Origin of the sequence: Salmonella sp. K21076 (assembly GCF_039650795.1) — a bacterium.
GTDB lineage: Bacteria > Pseudomonadota > Gammaproteobacteria > Enterobacterales > Enterobacteriaceae > Salmonella > Salmonella enterica.
Window position 1 is genome coordinate 109,939 of record NZ_JBCLYA010000049.1, and the last position, 24,535, is coordinate 134,473.

Below are 24,535 nucleotides of genomic sequence, written 5' to 3' on the forward strand. Positions count from 1 at the left end.
ATTTTTATCCTCAGATTAAGCGCGCCAGCCAGCTATTCTCGCCTGAACGCTACTATAGTGATCAATGGTATCTAATACACCTCTAAGCGCGGCACCGCTACCTTTATAAAGCCCCTCTAAGCGTTTTTGTTCTATCTTTTTTTGGTCATCCGTTTGTTGCATTATGAAATCCAGAAACCGTTGCTGAGTTATTAATTGCTCTATTTTCTTTTCAAGCTTCGCTTTTTCTGTGTTAACCATGCCAGTATTCATCTGATTGGCACCCTCGGTTGCACATCTGATAGCCTGTAAGCCTTTAAATGAACAATCCCTCAGTAAGGCATACAGGATTTTTTTGAACATATTGAAGAGAACTTTATTACGAAAATTTTTTAACAGAAACTTTTCCCCTTCTTGCGCATATTTTTCCAGGGCTTCTTTTACCGCTTCTTTTGCCATGGCTTTCACCCCCTCTTTCGTAAAACTTTTTCCCGCATTTTTTGTCATATTTTTTTCTACGTTACGAGAAAATTCGGCAGACTCCTCTTCCATCTCGCCCGGCGAAACCATTTCACGTTCAAGCGGCTCAAATTGTTTGGAAAAACTTTCGCTCACTTCTTCGCCAAACTTTTCAGCCAACGCCTCTATTTCTGCTTCCCCTGCACCAACCATACGCTCAACCATTTCCTCGCCAAAACCGGAGTCAAGCACTTTTGCAGCTGCGCCAGATAAACCTCTCGTCGCCATAAAAGCACGGCCAATCTGGAAAACATCCAGTGCCAGCGCGACGGCTTCACAACCAAATTGAATCTTACTTGTCACGTCAATAATCGCCTGACAGGTATCGTGGTCAGCACCGCACATCATTGCCGTTTCGGCTCCGGCTTTAACCATTCCTGCACAACCTGCGGCCATATAAGCTACGCCGCTAGCCATTTCTGCGGGATTACCGGACAGAAAACCTTCCACAACTTTTAAGGCGCCAATCACGGTTTCAAATATGCCGGTAATCCAGTCAAAAATAGCGCCAAAAATACCCGCTTTACGCGCTTTATCCTCCTGCTCTATCGCTTTCTGGATCTGCTCCTGATACTCCTTTACCTGCTTATTACGTAATGCATTTTGCACCTCAGTTGCCCGCTCAAGCTGTTGGCATAACGATTGAGCGTTATTACCAAAGACGTTGAGTATTAATGACGTCATCATCATTGATAAAACCGCGGGATTGGTCTGCAAAAAGTCAGGCAATGATGGACGCTTATGATTTCCGGGTACGGCATCAAGCAGTTGCTTCAACGCATTGCTTGCCTCCTGAAGACTAATTTTCCCGGATAGCAGACACGCGGCGTTGCCATCGCCAAAAGTAGAATTCACACGATGCTGGCGCTTTCCCAGCGAACCCGAGGAAACGCAACTGACATTGCTTAAGTGATGATGTGTTAAGGCGGTTACTCCTGCGGCGCTATCGCTATTACTGTGAATTCGATTCATTTTTAGCTCCTGTCAGAAAGCTGCTGTAACATCTTTTCTGCACGTAGTCGGAGGATTTGATGTTCACTGACCTCGCCGCAAATACGCACCACGGCTTTTAACGCTTTTATTGCATAACAGACGTTATCACACGCGAGATAGCATTCCGCTGCGGCCCATGGCGCCTGCGGCGCATCAATCTTAATTTGTGCCGCGCGTCCATAAGCGTATATCGCTTCCCCCCAATGTTTTTGAGCCTGGCAGCATTCCCCTAACCGAAACCAGTAGTCAAATGACCAGGCATCATATATCGTCAGCAATTGAAAAAGTCGCGCTGCGCCGGCGAATTCTTTTACCTCCATAAGCTGCATGGCATAGCGATACACAGTATTAAGCGGCTGTGTAACATCGTCATCCAACAACATACGCAGCGAGCCGCCACGCCGGAAAAATCGCATCGTGTCATGTGCCTGTTGTAGGGTCGGGTCTTTTTTCATGAATACGTTTTCTGCGCTATCATACTGGAAATTTCCCCCCACTTACTGATAAGCCCCGTCAGTTGGGTAAGGACAGCGTTAAGCTCCTGAGACATTTTTTGAATTGTTATCTGCCCTTGACTCATAAGATCGGTATTCCGGTTGGCGTCATTATCCAAAGCCGCTTTGATCGCCTGTAGGCCACCTTTATCCAGCTTCCCATGATCGCCATATTTAGCCATATAATCATCAATGGTCATACCATCGATGAGAATACCATTATCACGCATGTATTTAATTACATCCTCAGGCACCTCCTCTTTGGTTTTAGCATCCCCTTTGGCTGCTTTAGCAATCACCTCATCCATCTCATTTGACTTTTCCTGGGTATTTCTGGCACGTTCAGCGTTCTTCTGGACTTCAATAAATTTATTATTTGCGATAGCCTGAATAACCATAAGGAGAATAAGCAAAACACCATACCCTTCGGCAAACGGATTTTGCTGGGATAAGTCATCCTGGCTCCCGGTATCAGCGTTGCTGACGCCGAAGCTATTTTTAAACACAATAGGGTTTTGACTTCCCCATAAGATGTTTCCTGAAGACATTATGCTTTACCTTTTTGTTTTTCCTGACGGTATCTCCACCGGGGCTTGAGCATTAAGTTGTTTCAGTCGTACTTCAAGTTGTTTAAACAAACTTACTATTTTCTTTAAATCCTTCTCGGCCTCCTGGTTAACCCCGGCAACGCCTTGTGGAAATAGGTTATGAAGAATACTCTCTGTCTCTCTGCTCTTTTTGGGGCTCTCTGCCCTTTCAGCAAGCTGTTGACTCACCTTAGCCCGGATTTGGTGAAATTTTTTAAGACAGTGATTTAGCTGCATGTAACTTTGCTCTAAATCACGATATTCACTAAACGCAGCCTTTTTCTTTATCATCATTCCCCTCCATATACACGATAGATAATTAACGTGCTAACTAAGAGCCTGTCCCATTAGGGCTATTTTACTTGCCATTTTGAACCTGGGCAGTGCTCAAAATCCTCACGTACTACGTGTACGCTCCGGTTTTTGCGCGCTATCCGTGTCCAAACTGGCTGCGCCAATTAACGCCTGGTGGGATAGGCTCTAAGATATTTTTACTTTACTCTTGCTCACTCACTACAAGTGCGCTGTTATGGTAACGATAATAAATAATGTTGATGATATTTTCGGCCTGCTCGATCGCTTCAAGCAATAAGGTGTTTTGCTGATATTGCTGCGGATCCTGTAACCTACCGTTGTTCTCTTCTAACTGTTTCCGGGCAGCCCTTAATTGTAAAATTATGCCTTTGGCCTCTTCACGCGAATGAAGCAGCAAATCTTCTAACCGGGTCAGAGTTGTCATTTTCCACTCACTTAAAATCTAATGGATAGTTAATCAAAGTATCATTATGTTTAATCGTTACCACATCGGCACTCAGATGGACAATTTCTCCCCCATTGGGTAACAATGCCCCTACACGTAAACGCTCTTTATTCGTCAGTAATAAGTAATTACCATGGCGACTCTGTACAAAGCCAGCCACTGGCGCAGGCAGATACTTGCTTTCATCATGAGAAGGCGCAATATCCTGATAAATTAAAGAAAGAGCGGGGTCCTTTTTCTTTAATGCTGCTAACGTTTCTTGCAAAATGCGTTGATGAGATTCATCCAGTACACCACTGATAACAAAAGAGCGCCGCATTGGCGTAACATTGACAAGCCCCACTAAACCGTTCTCTATTATCGCAGAAATAATATCATCCCCCTGAGACTGATGAGAATGACTAATCTGCCAGTGCAATAACCCGGGAATATCTGCAAGTAATGGTTGAACCTTACGCCATTGCTGATCCATTTGTATATCATCATGAATTAACACGCTCCCCGGCCCTTCGCTGGATACTTCAGCATGCGGGTAACCCATTTTTATCAAAACATCCTGCACTTCTCGTATCAATAAGTCATCACAGATTACACCATCCCGATACATGACCCCCCATGATTCGAGAGTCGCTCTCACCTTTTGCATCTGTTCGCTTGACGAGCAATAACCGGACAACTGCAGGCTTCCATCTTCTTTCCATTGCGCCCGCACATAATGAATATTGCTTTTGTCTAATAAAAACTTAACCCGCAAAGGTAAGTCATTTACCGTTTCAGGCTGACCACTAATACTTAACAGGACACCCATTCCACCGATGAAAATCAAGAATACGCCAGCCAACCACCAGTACCCTGATCTGGAAACGGGTATTTGATAATCAGCAAGTTCACAATCCTGTTTACCAAACGCGATAGCCACTCCCGCAACCTGCAAAACCCCACTGGATGGTAGCGGCTTATTTGGATTAAATCTGCGGCCATTAACTCTAACTCTGGCTTTCCCGGCATCAACAAATAAACTATCTGCCTGTTCTCTCAGAATAATTTTTTCATTTATAGCCAGCGGAATACAAATATCGCATCCCTTCTCCCCCAGTGACAGGTTACCTTCATTCAGCCATACTTCCCGGCCTTGTAAAACGTGACCTAAAAAACGTATTTTCCAGGAACTCTTTGGATTAACCATGAGATATGCCATTATTTACTACTGAGGCTTTAATCAAAAAAAGCCTGATTACACTATGTACTTGAGTCGTATCATTGCGAAACAAATGACCTACGACAGGGATATCGCCCAATAAAGGGATTTTGTTTTGCGAGTGGATTTGTTTACCTTGTTTAAACCCTCCCAGCAATAGACTTTGTCCGGCCAATAATGTGGCTTGCGAAGCAATTTCAGAATTTTGCACTTCGGGTAGCGGATCTGTTTCGCTTTGCGTATCACTTTGTTGTCCATCCTGAATATTAAGATTAAGCATTATTTTTTGCGTGCCATTGTCATTTAACAAGCGAGGTGTAACGCGCAACAAAGAACCCGTAGTGATGGATTCAAGTTTAGCCACTTTTTCTCCCTGCAGTTTGGTATAGAAAGTAATATTTTTATCCAGCACAGCCTGGATATTATTTAAAGTCACCACAGATGGCTGGGAAAGTACATAAGCCTGAGAGCTTTTTTCCAGGGCATTCAAACGCACCATAAAGTTTGAGGTATCGCTGATTACCGTTGAAAAACCGCTAGCACCACCGTCATTCAAACCTGTATTGAACGCAATTTTCTTGCCACCCAGCGACACTGCCGTTCCCCAGTCGATGCCTAACTGGTTAATATCTCCAGCATTAACATCGATAATTTTCACCGAAATCTCTATCATCTGCTGGCGTTGATCTAATTCTGTGATGAGTTTCCGATACCCGGCCATATTGGCCGCATAATCACGAACGATCACTGCATTCTGGCGTGGGTCGGCAGCAAACATGGGCAATGCCTGTGTAGCGGGTGAACCATTGGTCGTCGATGACGCCGGTACGCTGGTTTTACTCATCTCACGCAATACACTCACGACCCCTGGAACCACGACGGACTGATCGCGATATTGGTATTGGGTATCCATCGCAGTGGCATACTTAAGCGTGTATATACTTACACTCACCGCACTGTCTTTTCGTTTGATTAACGCATTATCCAGCACTGAAGCTAATTGACTAATACGAGTCAGACAGCTGGGAACACCACTCACCTCCACAGCTCTGGTACCGGTAATTTCTTTAACCTCGCATCCCGGTGATGAAAGGATATTCTGGCTGCGTAAGTAATGAATGAACCGTCCAGTAGATAAAATATTGAAAGTGATAACCTGATGTTTTAATAACGATGCAGGATATACATATAACATGCTGCCATCAAACCAGGTTAGCAAATCATATTGTGCTGCCAGGTTATTCAAAATATCGACCGGTGGTCCAGGCGGAATTTTTCCACTAAATGTAGCTGTTATCAATGGGCTAATAGTAATAGCCGTATCATAGTTCTCTGAGAGCAGATGTAAAACCTCTGCTAATGGCATTTGTCTGGCATAAAGGGTGAAGTCATTACCTTTCCATGATAACTCATCACTCTTTGCTGTATTGAGTATAAATAGTAAAATTAAGATTAAACGTTTATTTACTACCATTTTATACCCCACCCGAATAAAGTTTATGGTGATTGCGTATTACATTTTTTAAAATGCAAGTTAAAGCCAGGTGTTTTTCTATCTCAATAGCAATAAGCTCAGAGCTACTACTTGTGGTATAATAACCGTTTAACCATCCCCCATCCGCTGTGAGCTGTATAGCATAGTCATGGACGTCCGGGTGTGCTGCAAGCAGTAGTGTCACATAGGCAAGACAAGGCTTAGGTAAGCTTTCCAGGTCATTTAAGAACAAAGAAATAGAAAATGCTTCTGAGAAAATTTCTCCTCTGGCAGGATGCCCATCAATAGTCATTATCCAGGATCGGCTATTACCTTCGGCCCTGATATCCTGAATTAATGGAATGCCTTTTAAAACTGCCAGCATGAATCCCTCCTCAGACATAAATGGGAGTTTCTATCAAATTCGCTCACAACCACATCCGTAAAAAGCCTGATTCACATTTATTTCGACTATACTCTTCTTGTACAATATCAGGATGCTGTCTACATATACCTTGTCACAGGCGATTCTATCATTCGGATTTTCCGATAAATTCACAATTACATTTTCAGCATAGACACAAAAACTTACAATTTGAAAAATTATTTATTAAATAAACTGTTACGATGTTTTTACATCGCTGCCTTATTAAAAAGTAATTGTAGTCATCGACTGGTTTATATATGAAGAAATTTATCTTCCTAATGATAACACCATCGATTAATCTTCTGATGAAACTATATGTACTGCGATAGTGATCAAGTGCCAAAGATTTTGCAACAGGCAACTGGAGGAAAGCATTATGAATTTGCTCAATCTCAAGAATACGCTGCAAACATCTTTAGTAATCAGGCTAACTTTTTTATTTTTATTAACAACCATAATTATTTGGCTGCTATCTGTGATTACTGCAGCTTATATATCAATGGTTCAGAAACGGCAGCATATAATAGAGGATTTATCCGCTCTATCCGAGATGAATATTGTACTAAGCAATCAACGATTTGAAGAGGCTGAACGTGACGCTAAAAATTTAATGTATCAATGCTCATTAGCGACTGAGATTCATCATAATGATATTTTCCCTGAGGTGAGCCGGCATCTTTCTGTCGGTCCTTCAAATTGCACGCCGACGCTAAACGGAGAGAAGCATCGTCTCTTTCTGCAGTCCTCTGATATCGATGAAAAAAGCTTTCGTCGCGATAGTTTTATTCTTAACCATAAAAATGAGATTTCGTTATTATCTACTGATAACCCTTCAGATTATTCAACTCTACAGCTTTTAACGCGAAAAAGCTTTCCTTTATACCCAACCCATGCCGGGTTTTACTGGAGTGAACCAGAATACATAAACGGCAAAGGATGGCACGCTTCCGTTGCGGTTGCCGATCAGCAAGGCGTATTTTTTGGGGTGATGGTTAAACTTCCTGATCTCATTTCTAAGAGCCACCTACCATTAGATGATAGTATTCGAGTATGGCTGGATCAAAACAACCACTTATTGCCGTTTTCATACATCCCGCAAAAAATACGTACACAGTTAGAAAATGTAACGCTGCATGATGGATGGCAACAAATTCCCGGATTTCTGATATTACGCACAACTTTGCATGGCCCCGGATGGAGTCTGGTTACGCTGTACCCATACGGTAATCTACATAATCGCATCTTAAAAACTATCCTCCAACAAATCCCCTTTACATTAACAGCATTGGTGTTGATGACGTCGGCTTTTTGCTGGTTACTACATCGCTCACTGGCCAAACCGTTATGGCGTTTTGTCGATATCATTAATAAAACCGCAACTGCACCGCTGAGCACACGTTTACCAGCACAACGACTGGATGAATTAGATAGTATTGCCGGTGCTTTTAACCAACTACTTGATACCCTACAAGTCCAATACGACAATCTGGAAAACAAAGTCGCAGAGCGCACCCAGGCGCTAAATGAAGCAAAAAAACGCGCTGAGCAAGCTAACAAACGTAAAAGCATTCATCTTACGGTAATAAGTCATGAGTTACGTACTCCGATGAATGGCGTACTCGGTGCAATTGAATTATTACAAACCACCCCTTTAAACATAGAGCAGCAAGGATTAGCTGATACCGCCAGAAATTGCACACTGTCTTTGTTAGCTATTATTAATAATCTGCTGGATTTTTCACGCATCGAGTCTGGTCATTTCACATTACATATGGAAGAAACAGCGTTACTGCCGTTACTGGACCAGGCAATGCAAACCATCCAGGGGCCAGCACAAAGCAAAAAACTGTCATTACGTACTTTTGTTGGTCAACATGTCCCCCTCTATTTTCATACCGACAGTATCCGTTTACGGCAAATTTTGGTTAATTTACTCGGGAACGCGGTAAAATTTACCGAAACCGGAGGGATACGTCTGACGGTCAAGCGTCATGAGGAACAATTAATATTTCTGGTTAGCGATAGCGGTAAAGGGATTGAAATACAGCAGCAGTCTCAAATCTTTACTGCTTTTTATCAAGCAGACACAAATTCGCAAGGTACAGGAATTGGACTGACTATTGCGTCAAGCCTGGCTAAAATGATGGGCGGTAATCTGACACTAAAAAGTGTCCCCGGGGTTGGAACCTGTGTCTCGCTAGTATTACCCTTACAAGAATACCAACCGCCTCAACAAATTAAAGGGACACTGTCAGCGCCGTTCTGCCTGCATCGCCAACTGGCTTGCTGGGGAATACGCGGCGAACCACCCCACCAGCAAAATGCGCTTCTCAACGCTGAGCTTTTGTATTTCCCCGGAAAACTCTACGACCTGGCGCAACAGTTAATATTGTGTACACCAAATATACCAATAATAAATAATTTGTTACCACCCTGGCAGTTACAGATTCTTTTGGTTGATGATGCCGATATTAATCGGGATATCATCGGCAAAATGCTTGTCAGCCTGGGCCAACACGTCACTATTGCCGCCAGTAGTAACGAGGCTCTGACTTTATCACAACAGCAACGATTCGATTTAGTACTGATTGACATTAGAATGCCAGAAATAGATGGTATTGAATGTGTACAATTATGGCACGATGAGCCGAATAATTTAGATCCTGACTGCATGTTTGTGGCGCTATCCGCTAGCGTAGCGACAGAAGATATTCATCGTTGTAAAAAAAATGGGATTCATCATTACATTACCAAACCAGTGACGTTGGCTACCTTAGCTCGCTATATCAGTATTGCCGCAGAATACCAACTTTTACGAAATATAGAGCTACAGGAGCAGGATCCAAGTCGCTGCTCAGCGCTACTGGCGACAGATGATATGGTCATTAATAGCAAGATTTTCCAATCACTGGACCTCTTGCTGGCTGATATTGAAAATGCCGTATCGGCTGGAAAAAAAATCGATCAGTTAATTCACACATTAAAAGGCTGTTTAGGTCAAATAGGGCAGACTGAATTGGTATGCTATGTCATAGACATTGAGAATCGCGTAAAAATGGGGAAAATCATCGCGCTGGAAGAACTAACCGACTTACGCCAGAAAATACGTATGATCTTCAAAAACTACACCATTACTTAATATTATCTTAATTTTCGCGAGGGCAGCAAAATGAAAGAATATAAGATCTTATTAGTAGACGATCATGAAATCATCATTAACGGCATTATGAATGCCTTATTACCCTGGCCTCATTTTAAAATTGTAGAGCATGTTAAAAATGGTCTTGAGGTTTATAATGCCTGTTGCGCATACGAGCCTGACATACTTATCCTTGATCTTAGCTTACCTGGCATCAATGGCCTGGATATCATTCCTCAATTACATCAGCGTTGGCCAGCAATGAATATTCTGGTTTACACAGCATACCAACAAGAGTATATGACCATTAAAACTTTAGCCGCAGGTGCTAATGGCTATGTTTTAAAAAGCAGTAGTCAGCAAGTCCTGTTAGCGGCATTGCAAACAGTCGCAGTAAACAAGCGTTACATTGACCCGACGTTGAATCGGGAAGCTATCCTGGCTGAATTAAACGCTGACACGACCAATCATCAACTGCTTACTTTGCGCGAGCGTCAGGTTCTTAAACTTATTGACGAGGGGTATACCAATCATGGGATCAGCGAAAAGCTACATATCAGTATAAAAACCGTCGAAACACATCGGATGAATATGATGAGAAAGCTACAGGTTCATAAAGTGACAGAGTTACTTAACTGCGCCCGAAGAATGAGGTTAATAGAGTATTAACCAGGGGCATCCGATGGTATTAAGCATTGGTCATATTTTGATGAGCCTTACGCCACGCAGTATTGCTCATCATCGACAAAATCCATACGGATGCCCTGGTATGCCGCACCATTTATCACTACCTTAGTCTTCATTTAATCATGATATAGTAGAATCCCCTTATTTAACGGGCTTTACCATGTCGTATTCTATCGGCGAATTTGCCAGACTATGCGGTATCAATGCCGCCACGCTAAGGGCATGGCAGCGACGCTATGGTTTATTGAAACCGCAGCGTACTGATGGCGGGCATCGCTTATACAGCGATGACGATATTCGACAAGCGCTTAGCATCCTCGACTGGGTGAGAAAAGGCGTACCGATAAGTCAGGTCAAACCCTTACTGTCGCGTCCGGTCATTCGCCTGGGCGATAACTGGATAACGATTCAGGAGACGATGCTTCAACATCTCCACGAAGGGCGAATTGACGCGCTGCGGCAGTTGATTTATGACTGTGGCCGGGAATATCCCCGCGCAGAACTGGTGACCCATTTATTGCGTCCGTTGCGCAGCAAAGTGTCCGCGCATCTTCCCGCCGTGATGACGCTGCGCGAAATATTGGATGGCATCATTATTGCCTACACCTCTTTTTGCCTTGAAGGCGACAGAAAAGCGCCTGGCAACAATGCTTTTATTAGCGGATGGCATCTCTCGGATCACTGTGAAATCTGGCTGGAAGCGTTGACTCGTACCGGACAAGAGCTGCGGCTCAATGTGCTTCCCTCTCCACCAGCCGTTCTGGCGCCCGAGCTGTTCGCCCAGAGAAAATGGTTCCTGGTGACCACCGGCAAGCTCACTGCCGGGCAGAAAAAACAGCTTGCCCAGTGGCGCAACGTGGTCGCTTCGCTGGAGGTTATCACACTATAAGCGCTGAAATAGATTTCTTCCCCTCATTCTATCTTATTGATATTTAAGTACATCAAAAAAATCTCCGCGAAAACTTAGACAAAAAAACAAAGTTGTGTAAGTTTTAAATCAGCGTGAGATAACATTTTGCGCCGTTGGCGTCAGTCGTCGTACTTTCAATAAGGGGGAATCATGAATAACAAACCCGTAGTCGGCATTAGCGGATGTCTGACTGGCGCCGCGGTACGCTTTGATGGCGGACATAAGCGTATGGATTTTGTCATGAACTCTCTGGCGCCGTGGGTGGCCTACAAACCGATCTGCCCGGAGGTGGCGATCGGCCTGCCCGTGCCCCGCCCTGCGCTGCGTCTTATCCAGACGACCTGTGGCGACATTCGGATGCGCTATAGCCATGCCCCGCACGATGACGTCACCGAGCGAATGAATGCCTTTGCCGATCGGTTTCTGCCAACAATAGGCGAACTGGCGGGGTTTATTGTGTGTGCGAAATCGCCCAGTTGCGGAATGGAGCGCGTTCGCCTGTATGATGAAAAGGGTAACAGGGGCCGCAAAGCTGGCACGGGGCTGTTTACCGCCGCGATGATGGACAAATATCCCTGGCTGCCGATAGAGGAAGATGGTCGCCTGCACGATCCGGTACTACGCGAGAATTTCATCGCACGTATCTTCGCGCTACATGAATTAAATGCGCTACGCGCGCAGGGCTTGAGTCGTCACAGTTTGCTCGCGTTTCATAGCCGATACAAACTTCAGCTTCTCGCCCACCACCAGGCCGGCTACCGCGAAATTGGCCCTTTCGTCGCGCGTCTGCATGAGTGGGACGATCTGGATGCCTTCTTTGTCCGATACAGAGAAAAACTGATGGCTATCCTGCGACACCCCGCTTCACGTAAAAATCACACCAATGTGCTGATGCATATCCAGGGCTATTTTCACCGCGCGTTGAACAGCAGGCAACGCGCGGAATTACGCGAGGTGATTCTCGGCTACCGGGCGGGCCGACTACCTATCCTGGCACCGTTAACGCTGCTGAAGCACTATCTGGCGGAACATCCGGATGACTATCTACGCAGCCAGAATTATTTTGAGCCGTACCCTGATACATTAGGGCTGCGCTTAGCCATCACCTGATAACCCTGCGCATCGCTAACGGCGGGTAACCAGCCCGCCATGGTGACAATCGCGACAATTCAAAGGCGATTTCGTTATTGCCACCCTGATAGCGGCTATGACCGCGCCAGAGCGTTAATCACGGTTTCCATAGCCTGTTTTTCTAACGCGCTACGTTGGATGCGTTGATTCGCCAGCGCGGTTCTTAACACGCCCGCAATAACAATATATTTAGGCTCCTGCCCCAGATCGCGCATTTCCAGCACGACCTTGCCCACCACCCGGCACATCTCGCGGTACAGTTCGTCATCTTTTGTCGGTTTTGTCATACGTTTTACTCGTCGCCAGCTCAAACCAACAGAATATAACAGTCTTCTCAATTAAACAAAATTTGATGCAAATCAAAGAAATAACGCAGTTTATTATTCATGGCTCATACGTTGTTCGTATTCTGGTCTCTGGCGAGGCCATTTTTTCGAAACGCCTAATCAGTTCCGCCAGGCTACCGGCCTGCATTTTTTCCATGACTCTGGCGCGGTGCACCTCTACGGTACGCACCGCGATATTCATCGCTTCCGCAATTTCACGGTTCATAAACCCTTTTGCCACCAGGCTGGCCAGCTCACGCTCTTTCGGCGTCAACTGCTGGTAACACAGTATAATCTCACGGCGCGCCACCGCTGCCGATGAAACCGTCAGCGCACGCTCCAGCGCCGCCTGTAGCGGTTTTACCGATACCGGTTTTTGCAGAAAATCGACGGCGCCGCGTTTCATCTGCTCCACGGCCATCGGTACATCGCCATGCCCGGTAAGAAAAACAACCGCCAGGGTACTTCCGCACTGGCGCAACGCATCATGAACGCCCTGCCCATCCAGTACCGGCATTCGCATATCCAGTAATACGACCCCGGCCTGATACAGACTGGCCTGCGCCAAAAAATCCGCCCCCTGCGTCCAGCATTTTACGTCATATCCCAGACTTTCCAGTAAAAACGCGCACGCGTTAGTGACCGCCGTATCATCATCCAGTAGATGAATTGTCGCCATCCCTGCCCCCATGTTCATGTAAGAAATGTATCGTGACCACCGTTCCCGACAGACCGTCCGGCGCGGTCTGGTTCCTGATGCTGATATCGCCCCGCCCATACCGCACCAGCCGCTGGCAAATCGCCAGCCCTAAGCCCATCCCCTCTTTACGGGTGGTCATAAACGGCTGAAACGCCTGACGTAATAGCGCCTCGTCGATTCCCCCGGCGTTATCCTGTAAAACAATACTGATGCCGTTTTCAGTGCGTTCAGCAACGACCCATAAATGGGTGGCGCCCGCCTGAGCCGCATTAAGAATGATATTCGCCAGCACCTGTTCCAGCAGCACTGACGGCAGCGTTACGCGCAGCGCAGCGCTAACCTCGGTATGCAGAGTCACTGTCGGAAATTGTTGCGCCATACGCAACAATTGCCAGACATGATCAATCGCCTCGCGAATGGCTATGGCCTTCCACGCTTCGGTTAGCACCGGGTTGCCCTGCGCCTGGCTGACCCAGTGACGCAGGTTACGCAGAGTATCCGCACCGCGTTGCGCCTGCTGGTCAATCTGCTCCAGCGCCGGCAGCAAGGGATGCTGTTCATCTGCAGCGCGCAGTCGAATCAGGCACCCCTGGGCATAATGTCGAATCGCGGAAAGCGGCTGATTAAGCTCATGGGCAAACCCGGAGGTCATTTCACCCAACACGCTCATTTGCCGGGCGGTTTCCAGCGCCCGCTCATGCTGATGAAGAACTACGCTATTACGTTCCAGTTGCTTTCCACGTCGACGCACCAGCAGCATGACCCAAATATAATTGAGCGTGAGCAACAGGAACGCCAAAATCACGCCGCCGACCATTAGCTGGTGCTGGATTAACCAACTTTTGACATCCAGCCACAGTCGACGCTGCTGAGGGTGCTGACGAACATCACGCAGCAACGCTTCCACCTGACTGGTCGACGCTGGCGCGCCCCAGTGAAATGACGCGGCGGCGGGCGCGTTGAATAGCGCTCGCGTTACGCGATCCGCCAGCGCATCGCTTACCGCAGGTAGCGCCGCGAACGACCAGTCAGGATATAACGGCGTACTGGTTAAGCAAGGCAGGGGCGTCGGTCGGGAAAGCAGCGCGATAAAGTCCTTTTTATTAATCAATCCTTCCTGATCCATATTTTCTAACAGGCACACTGGCACAATTGCCGCCTGCACCGCTTTTTCGCGCAGCATATAGATTAAGGCATCGCCAGGAAATCCGGTAAAACGAAGATGAAAATCGCGCTCCGGGCGTAAGCCCGCGTCGCTGAGCGCTTTATAGCCTAATAAATAGCCGCCAAACGCCTGAGCATCAATCGCGCCGACTGTCTTACCGATGAGATCATGCGCCGTGGTGATGCCGCTATCGCGCCGGGTCAAAATCACGCTGCCAATAACATTGCTCACCGCTTTCCCATCGCGCGTGGAACGCAGGGAAGCTAACCAGCGCAGCGGCGCATGGCTGTTCAGTTGGACAAATTGCGCCGGGTTGGTTATCACAAACTGCACGGTTCCCTGGTTAACGGCCTCCTGCATTTGATGCAGATCCAGCGGCTGGATGTGAAAGGTTTCGCCTGGAAGCTGTTGGCTTAATGTCTTTGCCAACGGTTGCCAGTGGCTACGCGTAGACGCCTCGCCGCGCATGGCCAAAATACCGATATTCCACGTCCCTGCCCACGCGCCATGACAAAGTAGCCCTACTGCCGCCAACACCGCCAGGCGCCTTACGGTTTTACCTCTCACCCCAATATCCCTGTCAATTATGTTGTTTTAGATCAACAACAAGCCGGGTATGTGGTTAACCACAATAGAGCGCACCCCGTCTCGATTTTTACACTGTAAATCATCAACATTTTTTATTCATTACACATGAACCAACATCGTGACAAATGTTTCATTGTTGGCAATGTGGACGGGAGTCAATATGGACAGCAGTAAACGGCAATTTCTCCAGCAGCTCGGCGTCCTGACCGCTGGCGCCTCGCTGGTTCCGCTGGCTGAAGCGAAATTTCCTTTTTCGCCGGAGCGGCATGAAGGCTCTCCCCGACACCGTTACGCCATGCTTATCGACCTGCGGCGTTGTATCGGCTGTCAGTCCTGTACCGTAAGTTGCACTATTGAAAACCAAACGCCGCAGGGCGCGTTTCGTACGACCGTGAACCAATACCAGGTCCAGCGTGAAGGTAGTCAGGAAGTCACGAATGTGCTGTTGCCGCGTCTGTGCAACCATTGCGATAACCCCCCCTGTGTGCCGGTCTGCCCGGTACAAGCCACCTTTCAGCGGGAAGACGGCATTGTGGTGGTGGATAACAAACGCTGCGTCGGCTGCGCCTATTGTGTCCAGGCGTGTCCTTACGACGCCCGATTTATCAATCATGAAACGCAAACTGCCGATAAATGCACGTTTTGCGTCCATCGTCTGGAAGCCGGACTGTTACCCGCTTGCGTAGAGTCCTGCGTCGGCGGCGCGCGTATTATTGGCGATATCAAAGATCCCCATAGCCGCATCGCCACCATGCTTCATCAACATCGCGACGCTATCAAGGTATTAAAGCCGGAAAACGGCACGTCGCCCCATGTTTTCTACCTGGGTCTGGACGACGCCTTTGTCACCCCATTAATGGGCCGTGCGCAGCCCGCGCTTTGGCAGGAGGTCTGAATGACGCATTCACTCATCATTGAAGAAGTGCTGGCTCACCCGCAGGACATTAGCTGGTTGCCGTGGGCGGTACAATATTTCTTTTTTATTGGCATTGCCGCCTGCGCCGCACTGTTTGCCTGTTATCTTCACTGGCGGAAAAAAGACGCCGCAACAGAAGAAAATCGGGCATTACTGATTGCCATTACCTGTGCGATTACCGCACCGCTGGCGCTGACGGCGGATCTGCACCAGACCGCCCGCGTCTGGCATTTCTATGCCTGGCCGACGCCCTGGTCGTGGATGCCCTGGGGAGCGTTGTTCCTGCCGCTGTTTACCGGATTTCTCGCTCTGTGGTTCCTGGCGCAGCAAATAAAACGATTATTCAATAAAAGTTACAACGTCACTAAATGGTTGGCGTTAGCCAGCGCGCTTTGCGCGGTGGGCCTGTTGATTTATACCGGCCGCGAAGTCTCCGTTGTGCTGGCGCGCCCAATCTGGTTTAGCTACGCCTTCCCCGTGGCGATGTTTCTTAGCGCCTTACAGGCGTTCTTCGCGCTGATGATTGTCGCCGCCCGACGCGACTCGGTAAGGCTGCCAAAAATACTGTGGGGACAACTCTGGACGCTGGCGGCGCTGGGGCTGGTTGTGGCCATGTGGGTCAGCGGCGATACGCTTTCCGGCACGGCAATCCGTCAGTGGATTACCGTCGCCCTGTCAGCCAAATATTACGCTGTCGGCTGGCTAGCGCTGTGGGTATTCACACTGCTGTTCTGTAGCCTGGCGCTACGTCATCCGTTATCGGAGCTAAGACGCGTCCTGCTGGTTCTGAGCGCGCTGGCGCTATGTTGGCTGATGCGCTGGACATTGTTGATTCAGGTACAAACCGTACCCAAGTTCAACGCGCAATTTAACCCTTACACGTTACCAGGCGGAACGGATGGCTGGCTGGCTATTCTCGGCACCTTCGGCCTGTGGATAGCGCTACTGATTAGTATTCGTGAAACGCTGAACGGACTCACCAGGAGATTACAACATGGCTAATTTAACCCGTCGTCAGTGGCTAAAAGTCGGTCTCGCCGTCGGTGGGATGGTCACTTTTGGTCTGAGCTACCGTGATGTGGCGAAACGCGCAATTGATGGCCTGTTAAACGGGACATCCGGCAAGGTAACGCGCGACCGCATCTTTGGCAACGCGTTAATTCCGGAGGCGCAGGCACAAACGCACTGGCAGCAAAATCCACAACAAACCATCGCCATGACGCAATGCTTCGGCTGTTGGACACAGTGCGGTATCCGCGCCCGGGTAAATGCCGATGGCAAAGTAATACGCATCGCCGGCAATCCCTATCACCCCTTGTCGCAGGAACACCCGATTGACTCGTCCGTCCCTTTTAGCGAAGCCATGGAGCAACTGGCGGGAGAAAGCGGTCTTGACGCCCGCTCAACCGCCTGCGCGCGCGGCGCCACGCTGCTGGAAAGCCTGTACAGTCCGCTGCGACTGCTTGAACCGATGAAACGCGTGGGTAAACGCGGCGAAGGGAAATGGCAGCGCATCAGCTTTGAGCAGCTTATTGAAGAAGTCGTGGAAGGCGGCGATCTGTTTGGCGAAGGTCATGTGGACGGACTGCGCGCTATTCATGCGCCGGATACGCCAATTGACGCAAAGCACCCCAGTTTCGGGCCCAAAACCAATCAGTTACTGGTCACGAATACCAGCGACGAAGGCCGCGATGCGTTTCTGCGTCGTTTTGCGCTAAATAGCTTCGGCAGCAAGAATTTCGGCGCGCATGGCGCCTACTGTGGACTGGCTTACCGGGCCGGCTCCGGGGCATTGATGGGCGATCTGGATAAAAACCCGCATGTCAAACCCGACTGGGAAAACGTGGAGTTTGCGCTCTTTATGGGCACCTCCCCGGCACAGTCCGGTAATCCCTTTAAACGCCAGGCGCGTCAGTTGGCGAGCGCCCGGCTGCGTGAGAATTTTCAATACGTCGTGGTCGCCCCCGCCCTCCCCTTATCAACGGTGCTCGCCGATCCTCGCGGTCGCTGGCAACCGGTCATGCCCGGCAGCGATTCGGCGCTGGCAATGGGGATGATCCGCTGGATCATGGATAATCAACGTTATAATGCTGATTATCTGGCGATTCCCGGCGTACAGGCGATGCAGCAGGCCGGCGAGCAAAGTTGGACCAACGCCACGCACCTGGTCATTGCGGATGAACTGCCGACGCTTGCCGGACAACACCTGACGCTGCGCCATCTTACGCCCGATGGCGAAGAGACCCCCGTCGTGCTGAATACCGACGGCGAGTTGGTCGATGCGTCCACTTGCCGACAGGCACGGCTTTTCGTGACGCAGTACGTTACGCTCGCCGACGGCCAACGGGTCACGGTGAAGAGCGGGTTGCAACGCCTGAAAGAGGCGGCAGAAAAGCTCTCGTTGGCGCAATACAGCGAACAGTGCGGCGTGCCGGAAGCGCAAATTATCGCGCTGGCGGAAACCTTTATCAGTCACGGACGTAAAGCTGCGGTCATCAGTCACGGCGGCATGATGGCCGGCAATGGGTTTTATAACACCTGGTCAGTCATGATGCTTAACGCGCTGATCGGCAACCTCAGCTTGTCCGGCGGCGTCTTTGTCGGCGGCGGCAAATTCAACGGCGTTAGCGACGGCCCCCGCTACAACATGAACAGTTTTGCCGGAAAAGTGAAACCGTCCGGGTTGAGTATTGCCCGTAGCAAAACCGCTTATAAAGCATCGGAAGAATACCGCGACAAAATTGCCGGCGGGCAATCCCCTTATCCAGCCAAAGCGCCATGGTATCCCTTTGTGGCAGGCCAGCTTACCGAACTGTTGACCTCCGCGCTCGAAGGCTATCCTTATCCGCTTAAAGCCTGGATTTCCAATATGAGCAACCCGTTTTACGGTGTTCCCGGTCTACGCGCCGTGGCGGAAGAAAAGCTAAAAGACCCTCGCCGACTGCCGCTCTTTATCGCGATTGACGCCTTTATGAATGAAACGACGGCGCTGGCGGATTACATTGTGCCGGATACGCACAATTTTGAGAGCTGGGGCTTTACGGCGCCCTGGGGCGGCGTAGCCAGTAAAGCCACTACCGCCCGCTGGCCGGTTGTCGCCCCCGCCACTCACCGAACGGCGGACGGGCAACCTGTCTCAATGGAAGCATTTTGTATTGCGGTAGCAAAACGGCTCCATCTGCCCGGCTTCGGCGACCGGGCGATAACCGATCCGCAGGGCAATACTTTTCCACTGAACCGGGCGGAAGACTTCTATCTGCGCGTAGCCGCTAATATCGCCTTTATGGGCAAGACGCCGGTCGCGCTGGCAAATCAGGAAGATATTTCGCTTACCGGCGTCAGCCGCATTCTGCCAGCAATTCAGCACACGCTTAAAGCTGATGAGGTCGGTCGCGTGGCGTTTATCTACTCGCGTGGCGGCCGGTTTGCGCCCGAAGATAGCGGCTATACGGAGCAACGGTTAGGTAACGCGTGGAAAAAACCCTTACAGATCTGGAATGCAGATGTCGCCGCCCACCGTCACGCCATCACCGGGGAGCGCTTCAGCGGTTGCCCGGTCTGGTATCCGGCGCGTCTGTCAGATGGTCGTGCGATTGACGACCAGTTTCCCATTGGACAGTGGCCGCTGAAACTGATTTCATTTAAATCAAATACCATGTCCAGCTCAACAGCCGTCATCCCGCGCTTACACCATGTGAAGCCAGCAAACCTGGTGGCGCTGAATCCGCAAGACGGCGAGCGTTATGGACTGCAACATGGCGATCGGGTACGGATCATTACGCCGGGCGGTCAGGTCGTGGCGCAAATCAGTTTGTTAAATGGCGTGATGCCAGGCGTCATCGCCATCGAACACGGATATGGCCACCGCGAGATGGGCGCAACGCAGCACTCTCTGGACGGCGTGCCTATGCCGTATGATCCACAAATCAGGGCAGGCATAAATCTTAACGATCTGGGCTTTGCTGATCCGACAAGAACCATTACCAACACCTGGCTCGACTGGGTTTCTGGCGCGGCGGTACGTCAGGGGCTGCCGGCAAAAATCGAGCGTATATAACCCCAGGGCCGGAGAGCGATATCGTCTTATTTCGTCGAGGGTAGCGACTGATAAGCGAATGCTGTCCGGCTGCATATACTCACTGAATCGTGCAAGCCCAACTATTTTACGTTCACCCCGTCATATTACATAGAAAATATATGACAACACTCACAAAACTATTTTCCCCTTCTGTAAGCAATTAATATTTAACACATTGGCTGCGCTTCTGATTATTGACATTCATTTGGGATTACTTCCGGTTGACCGCATAATCTGTGATTGAATTCACCGCATGACAATATTGCCATAAATACAATTCAACTCACTACCCGGAGGCAATATGTTTAAAGAAGAAAGACGTCATGCCATCATTAATTTACTGATAAAGGATAATAGTGTTAGCGTCAGTAAACTTTCAGACCTTTATAAGGTTAGCCAGGAGACTATTCGTTCCGATCTACGCTATTTCCAGAAATCAGGTATGCTTCAGCGTTGCTATGGCGGAGGGATTTTAAACCGTGACGCGCTGAGTAAGCTTATCACTGAAAATAAGATTGATATCTCCAGCACTATCGCCACGCCAATCCATCAGGATGCAAAACTGCACCGGGAAAACACAAAAAAAGCAGGCAAGGTGTGTGTTTTAGGCTCATTCAATATTGATGTTTCAGCAACCGTGCCGTGGTTTCCACAAAGCGGAGAATCCATTCTGGCCAGTCAATTTGGATTCTATCCTGGCGGTAAAGGAGCCAACCAGGCTTTAGCGGCAAACAATGCTGGTGCTGCGGCGCATTTTATTTTTAAAGTGGGCAAAGATCAGTTCAGCGCATTTGCTATGAATCATATTATTCAATCAGGCACCACCTCATACAGCGCGTATCAAACAGATAAAGCGCCCACCGGTAGCGCATTGATCTATGTCTCCGCCGTGGATGGCGATAATATTATCGCCATCTACCCTGGCGCCAATATGATGCTCACCACGCAAGAGATTAACGAGCAACACCGTTATATCGCCGAGTCTGACGTTATGTTAATGCAGCTCGAAACGAACATTGAAGCGTTGACTGAATTTATTCGCCTGGGCAAACAAGAAAATAAAATGATCATGCTGAATCCTGCCCCCTATACGAAACAGGTGACGCATTTATTATCTGATATTGACATCATCACGCCGAATGAAACTGAAGCCTCTTTTTTATCCGGCGTAACCATTACTGATATTAATGATGCGAAAAAAGCCGGAAATATTATTCTGCAATCCGGGGTGAAAAAAGTCATCATTACCCTTGGCGCCCGTGGTTCTCTGCTCTGTGAGCACGCCCGCACGTTGTATATTCCTGCGTGGAGCGCCGTGGTAAAAGATGCCGCCGGACGCTTTTAATGGCGCCTTAGCCGCCGCGCTGGCGCGACAAGCAGATATGGTCGCAGCCATTCAATATGCCTCCGCTTTCGCTTCTCTGGCGGTGGAACAAGTCGGTGCGTCGAGTATGCCTCAGCACTTGCAGGTTTTACATCGAATGCGTACCCAATCTAATAAAGTCATTCACATTAATTAACAGGTGACATAATGAAAATCTTATTTATTGGCGAATCCTGGCACATTCATATGATTCACTCTAAAGGTTTTGATAGCTTTACATCGAGCAAATACGAAGAAGGCGCAGACTATTTATTATCCTGCTTACGCCAGGGTAATATCGATGTGGACTACATGCCTGCCCATATTGTGCAAACTCGTTTTCCACAAACCGCCGAAGCATTAGCCTGCTATGATGCGATCGTCATCAGTGATATCGGTAGCAATACGTTCCTGTTACAAAACAGAACCTTTTATAATATGGACATTATTCCTGATGCATTACAACTTATCGCCGATTATGTTGCTGAGGGCGGCGGTCTGTTAATGATCGGCGGGTATTTATCCTTTACGGGAATAGAAGCAAAAGCCAATTATAAAAATACGGTTCTGGCGGAGGTATTGCCGGTTGATATGCTGGATGTAGATGACCGCGTAGAACTACCGCAAGGATGTAAAGCAGTAAATACTGCGGTAAAACATGTTATTACCCAGCCATTTAGCGAATGGCCGCCGCTGTTGGGCTATAACAAGCTTATCGCCAAAGAAAATAGTCAGGTCCTTGCTGAAATTAATGGCGATCCACTGTTAGTTATGGGTACTTACCATAAAGGGAAAGTATGTTGCTTTGCCAGTGATTGTTCGCCGCACTGGGGAAGTCCGCAGTTTCTGCAATGGGAACATTACGCCACCTTCTGGTGTAATGTTTTACACACAATAAAAAAATAATATTACCCAGGCGAATATAAATTTCGCCTGCCCTGCCACACACTGAGTCATTAAGAATATGAATGATACTTATCTCTATGGCGAAATGTTTTCTGAAAACATATTGACAAGCTATCGGATTTATGGCGACAGAAAATCATTACTCACGCCGCTCATTATCCTTCATGGCGGCCCTTCTGGCGGCTTTGATTATTTATTAAATTATCGCCGTCTGGCTGATGACGGGCGCATGGTAATATTTTACGATCAATATGGTTGCGGTCGTTCAACGCATTTTCCTCATGCCGACGCGTCTTTCTGGACTATTGCGCGTTATCTCCGTCAATTAACCCAATTAATTCATCACCTGGGTATTGGGCACGGGTATTCGATACTGGGACATTCCTGGGGCGGAATGCTTGCCGCAGAGCACGCCTGCTTACAGCCTGCCGGGCTTCGCGGGACGATACTGGCCAGTTCGCCGCCGACCCTACGGGTTATCACATTTTATGGGGAACCAATGAACTGGCGGCAAATGGCAAACTTGCCGACTGGGATATTACGCCCCATTTGTGCCAGATACGCTGTCCTGTTCTGGTACTACGCGGCGAAAACGATCAGGCAACCGAGCGCGTCGTCTCTCCGCTGCTCTCTCACATTTCAGACTGCCGCGCGGTCACTATTCCTGGCAGCAGCCATAACCCGCATGAAGAAAATATCGCGCCCTGCCTCGCAGAGGTAAGCGCGTTTTTACGCGATCTGGCATAAAAAGCCATTAAGATATTTATCATGAAAAAAGTCAAAAAATTGTCTCTTACCGATTTAGTGCTTTATGGTCTGGTGTTTATGGTGCCTATCGCACCAGTCTCTCTTTATGGCGTCGTTTATAATCTTTCGCACGGTATGGTTGCGCTGGTTTATATTATTGGCGCTATCGCGATGTTTTTTACCGCGTACAGCTACTCTACCTTATCGCAGCATATCTCCTCGTCGGGTTCGGCCTATGCGTATGCTGGCGTATGCATTAATCCCGCCGTAGGGTTTCTGACCGGATGGATATTACTGCTGGATTATCTTTTGTTCCCTACGCTCGTAGCGGTGCTGGGCGGTGTCGCGGTCCACGCTATTTTACCGCAAATCCCGGTCTGGGTCTGGCCGTTGATTTATGTGGCTATTGGCACCGGAGTCAACTATCTCGGGATACAGCAAACGGCGAAATTCGATAAGTTACTGGTCTTTATTCAACTCGGTATTCTGGCGATTTTCGTGCTACTCATTATCCGTCTGATGATGCAGGACAGTAGTCAGATAACGCTTTCCTTCCGGCCTTTTTTCGATTCACAGTGGTTCACCCCTGGGCTCATCGCAACGGCGATTTCGGTGGCTGCGCTGAATTTTCTCGGCTTTGACGCTATCAGTACATTAAGTGAAGAAAGCGAAGGCGGGGGACGCGCCGTCAGTAAAGCAACACTGTTGGCGTTAGTTTTGGCGACGGTACTGTTTATTATCGTTGTGGCGTTTGCGGCGTTCGCCACCGGTAACGTCGACCGCTTCGCGGAAGGTAATGCGACGAATGAAGCATTTTTCACCATTGCCGGCAACGTTGGCGGTATCTGGCTCAAAGTGGCGTTTTCCATCATTGTGGCGTTTGTGTGCGCCGTCGGCAACATTATTACCGCGCAAACGGCGGTGTCCAGAGTGTTATTTTCAATGGGGCGCGACCGAATGTTGCCCGCCTTCCTCGCTCACGTCCATACCACGCGTAAAACGCCGGATTATGCCATTCTGTTTACCGGCGGCGTCACCCTGCTGCTCAGCTACCTGTTTTCCGGCAAGATTGAATCTATCTCCACGCTGGTGAACTTTGGCGCGCTTTTCGCTTTTTTTGTCGTGAACCTGTGTGTGTTTATCCTGTTCAATTTCCGGATGAAAGCCCAGCGGCGCATTTTCGCCCATGTCATTTCGCCGATCATGGGGATGATCGTCATCGGCTACGTCTGTTTAAACATGAACATTCACGCTCTGATACTCGGAATTAGCTGGGCGGCGATCGGGATAGCGATACTGTGCTACCGAAAAGCATACAACCAAAACATCGCCATCGACCTGGAAGGCAAAAAGTTGCTCGATTGACATTATGCGCAACAACACCAGCTGTTGCGCAACGCCGCCCCTGTTCGGGCGGCGTCATCGCCAGCGACATCGTAAACAGCGTA

Annotated in this window: 21 protein-coding genes and 1 pseudogene; 11 read left to right on the forward strand and 11 right to left on the reverse strand. The window is 48.6% G+C overall.

Annotation, left to right across the window (positions count from 1 at the left end; translation table 11 throughout):
- Positions 1–15: 15 nt before the first annotated feature.
- The 8 genes from sseC to spiC all read right to left on the reverse strand — a co-directional run bounded on the left by sseC (position 16) and on the right by spiC (position 6,407).
- Positions 16–1,470 carry an SPI-2 type III secretion system translocon protein SseC gene (gene sseC, locus AAYN39_RS18445; protein ID WP_001079758.1) on the reverse strand — a complete coding sequence of 485 codons (1,455 nt, stop codon included), beginning with the start codon at positions 1,468–1,470 and terminating at the stop codon, positions 16–18.
- A 2-nt stretch (positions 1,471–1,472) separates the two neighbouring features.
- On the reverse strand, positions 1,473–1,946 hold the full coding sequence (gene sscA / locus AAYN39_RS18450; protein ID WP_000711030.1) for a SycD/LcrH family type III secretion system chaperone SscA: 474 nt from the start codon (positions 1,944–1,946) through the stop codon (positions 1,473–1,475).
- A complete protein-coding gene (sseB, locus tag AAYN39_RS18455) occupies positions 1,943–2,533 on the reverse strand; it encodes an SPI-2 type III secretion system translocon protein SseB (protein ID WP_000094422.1) in 591 nt (196 codons plus the stop codon). Before sseB ends, sscA begins: the two co-directional genes overlap by 4 nt.
- 6 nt (positions 2,534–2,539) lie before the next feature.
- Positions 2,540–2,866, reverse strand: coding sequence for an SPI-2 type III secretion system chaperone SseA (sseA, locus tag AAYN39_RS18460; protein ID WP_000972855.1), 327 nt, complete (start codon positions 2,864–2,866; stop codon positions 2,540–2,542).
- Positions 2,867–3,068: 202 nt separating this feature from the next.
- Positions 3,069–3,311: a YscE family type III secretion system co-chaperone SsaE gene (gene ssaE / locus AAYN39_RS18465; RefSeq protein ID WP_000210204.1), complete on the reverse strand. Its 243-nt coding sequence runs from the start codon at positions 3,309–3,311 to the stop codon at positions 3,069–3,071.
- Positions 3,312–3,318: 7 nt separating this feature from the next.
- Positions 3,319–4,530, reverse strand: a complete 1,212-nt coding sequence (ssaD, locus tag AAYN39_RS18470) for a SctD family type III secretion system inner membrane ring subunit SsaD (protein WP_000323784.1) — start codon at positions 4,528–4,530, stop codon at positions 3,319–3,321.
- Positions 4,511–6,004 carry an SPI-2 type III secretion system protein SpiA gene (gene spiA, locus AAYN39_RS18475; protein WP_000261287.1) on the reverse strand — a complete coding sequence of 498 codons (1,494 nt, stop codon included), beginning with the start codon at positions 6,002–6,004 and terminating at the stop codon, positions 4,511–4,513. The genes ssaD and spiA overlap by 20 nt, the downstream gene beginning before the upstream one ends.
- Position 6,005: 1 nt before the next feature.
- Positions 6,006–6,407 (reverse strand): SPI-2 type III secretion system protein SpiC, encoded by a 402-nt coding sequence (gene spiC / locus AAYN39_RS18480; protein WP_001738217.1) that lies wholly within the window; start codon positions 6,405–6,407, stop codon positions 6,006–6,008.
- 400 nt (positions 6,408–6,807) lie between these two features.
- On the opposite strand from spiC, the gene AAYN39_RS18485 reads away from it, so the two are divergent.
- From AAYN39_RS18485 to mlrB, 4 genes are all read left to right on the forward strand, one after another.
- Positions 6,808–9,570 carry a two component system sensor kinase gene (locus AAYN39_RS18485; protein ID WP_001050755.1) on the forward strand — a complete coding sequence of 921 codons (2,763 nt, stop codon included), beginning with the start codon at positions 6,808–6,810 and terminating at the stop codon, positions 9,568–9,570.
- Between the two features lie 30 nt (positions 9,571–9,600).
- A complete protein-coding gene (locus AAYN39_RS18490; RefSeq protein ID WP_000666335.1) occupies positions 9,601–10,239 on the forward strand; it encodes a two component system response regulator in 639 nt (212 codons plus the stop codon).
- A 178-nt stretch (positions 10,240–10,417) separates the two neighbouring features.
- On the forward strand, positions 10,418–11,146 hold the full coding sequence (locus AAYN39_RS18495) for a MerR family transcriptional regulator (protein ID WP_000122320.1): 729 nt from the start codon (positions 10,418–10,420) through the stop codon (positions 11,144–11,146).
- A 171-nt stretch (positions 11,147–11,317) separates the two neighbouring features.
- Complete coding sequence (gene mlrB / locus AAYN39_RS18500; RefSeq protein WP_001060717.1) at positions 11,318–12,277, forward strand: transcriptional regulator MlrB; 960 nt, start codon at positions 11,318–11,320, stop codon at positions 12,275–12,277.
- Positions 12,278–12,372: 95 nt separating this feature from the next.
- On the opposite strand, the gene fumD is transcribed toward mlrB, so the two are convergent.
- The 3 genes from fumD to ttrS form a co-directional block, all read right to left on the reverse strand.
- Positions 12,373–12,585 (reverse strand): fumarate hydratase FumD, encoded by a 213-nt coding sequence (fumD, locus tag AAYN39_RS18505; RefSeq protein ID WP_000165779.1) that lies wholly within the window; start codon positions 12,583–12,585, stop codon positions 12,373–12,375.
- Positions 12,586–12,682: 97 nt separating this feature from the next.
- Positions 12,683–13,303: a tetrathionate respiration response regulator TtrR gene (gene ttrR, locus AAYN39_RS18510; protein WP_000190927.1), complete on the reverse strand. Its 621-nt coding sequence runs from the start codon at positions 13,301–13,303 to the stop codon at positions 12,683–12,685.
- Positions 13,278–15,056, reverse strand: coding sequence for a tetrathionate respiration histidine kinase TtrS (ttrS, locus tag AAYN39_RS18515; protein ID WP_001214403.1), 1,779 nt, complete (start codon positions 15,054–15,056; stop codon positions 13,278–13,280). Before ttrS ends, ttrR begins: the two co-directional genes overlap by 26 nt.
- 181 nt (positions 15,057–15,237) lie before the next feature.
- On the opposite strand from ttrS, the gene ttrB reads away from it, so the two are divergent.
- From ttrB to AAYN39_RS18550, 7 genes and pseudogenes are all read left to right on the forward strand, one after another.
- Positions 15,238–15,972 carry a tetrathionate reductase subunit TtrB gene (gene ttrB, locus AAYN39_RS18520; protein ID WP_001523928.1) on the forward strand — a complete coding sequence of 245 codons (735 nt, stop codon included), beginning with the start codon at positions 15,238–15,240 and terminating at the stop codon, positions 15,970–15,972.
- Positions 15,973–16,995, forward strand: a complete 1,023-nt coding sequence (ttrC, locus tag AAYN39_RS18525) for a tetrathionate reductase subunit TtrC (RefSeq protein ID WP_000149765.1) — start codon at positions 15,973–15,975, stop codon at positions 16,993–16,995.
- A complete protein-coding gene (gene ttrA / locus AAYN39_RS18530; protein WP_000002364.1) occupies positions 16,988–20,050 on the forward strand; it encodes a tetrathionate reductase subunit TtrA in 3,063 nt (1,020 codons plus the stop codon). Before ttrC ends, ttrA begins: the two co-directional genes overlap by 8 nt.
- A gap of 322 nt (positions 20,051–20,372) precedes the next feature.
- Positions 20,373–21,591 (forward strand): annotated as a pseudogene (locus tag AAYN39_RS18535) (PfkB family carbohydrate kinase).
- A gap of 11 nt (positions 21,592–21,602) precedes the next feature.
- Positions 21,603–22,340: a glutamine amidotransferase gene (locus tag AAYN39_RS18540; RefSeq protein ID WP_000697190.1), complete on the forward strand. Its 738-nt coding sequence runs from the start codon at positions 21,603–21,605 to the stop codon at positions 22,338–22,340.
- Between the two features lie 58 nt (positions 22,341–22,398).
- Positions 22,399–23,061, forward strand: coding sequence for an alpha/beta fold hydrolase (locus AAYN39_RS18545; RefSeq protein ID WP_223229645.1), 663 nt, complete (start codon positions 22,399–22,401; stop codon positions 23,059–23,061).
- 47 nt (positions 23,062–23,108) lie between these two features.
- Positions 23,109–24,452 (forward strand): APC family permease, encoded by a 1,344-nt coding sequence (locus AAYN39_RS18550; protein ID WP_000756081.1) that lies wholly within the window; start codon positions 23,109–23,111, stop codon positions 24,450–24,452.
- The last annotated feature ends 83 nt before the right edge of the window (positions 24,453–24,535 follow it).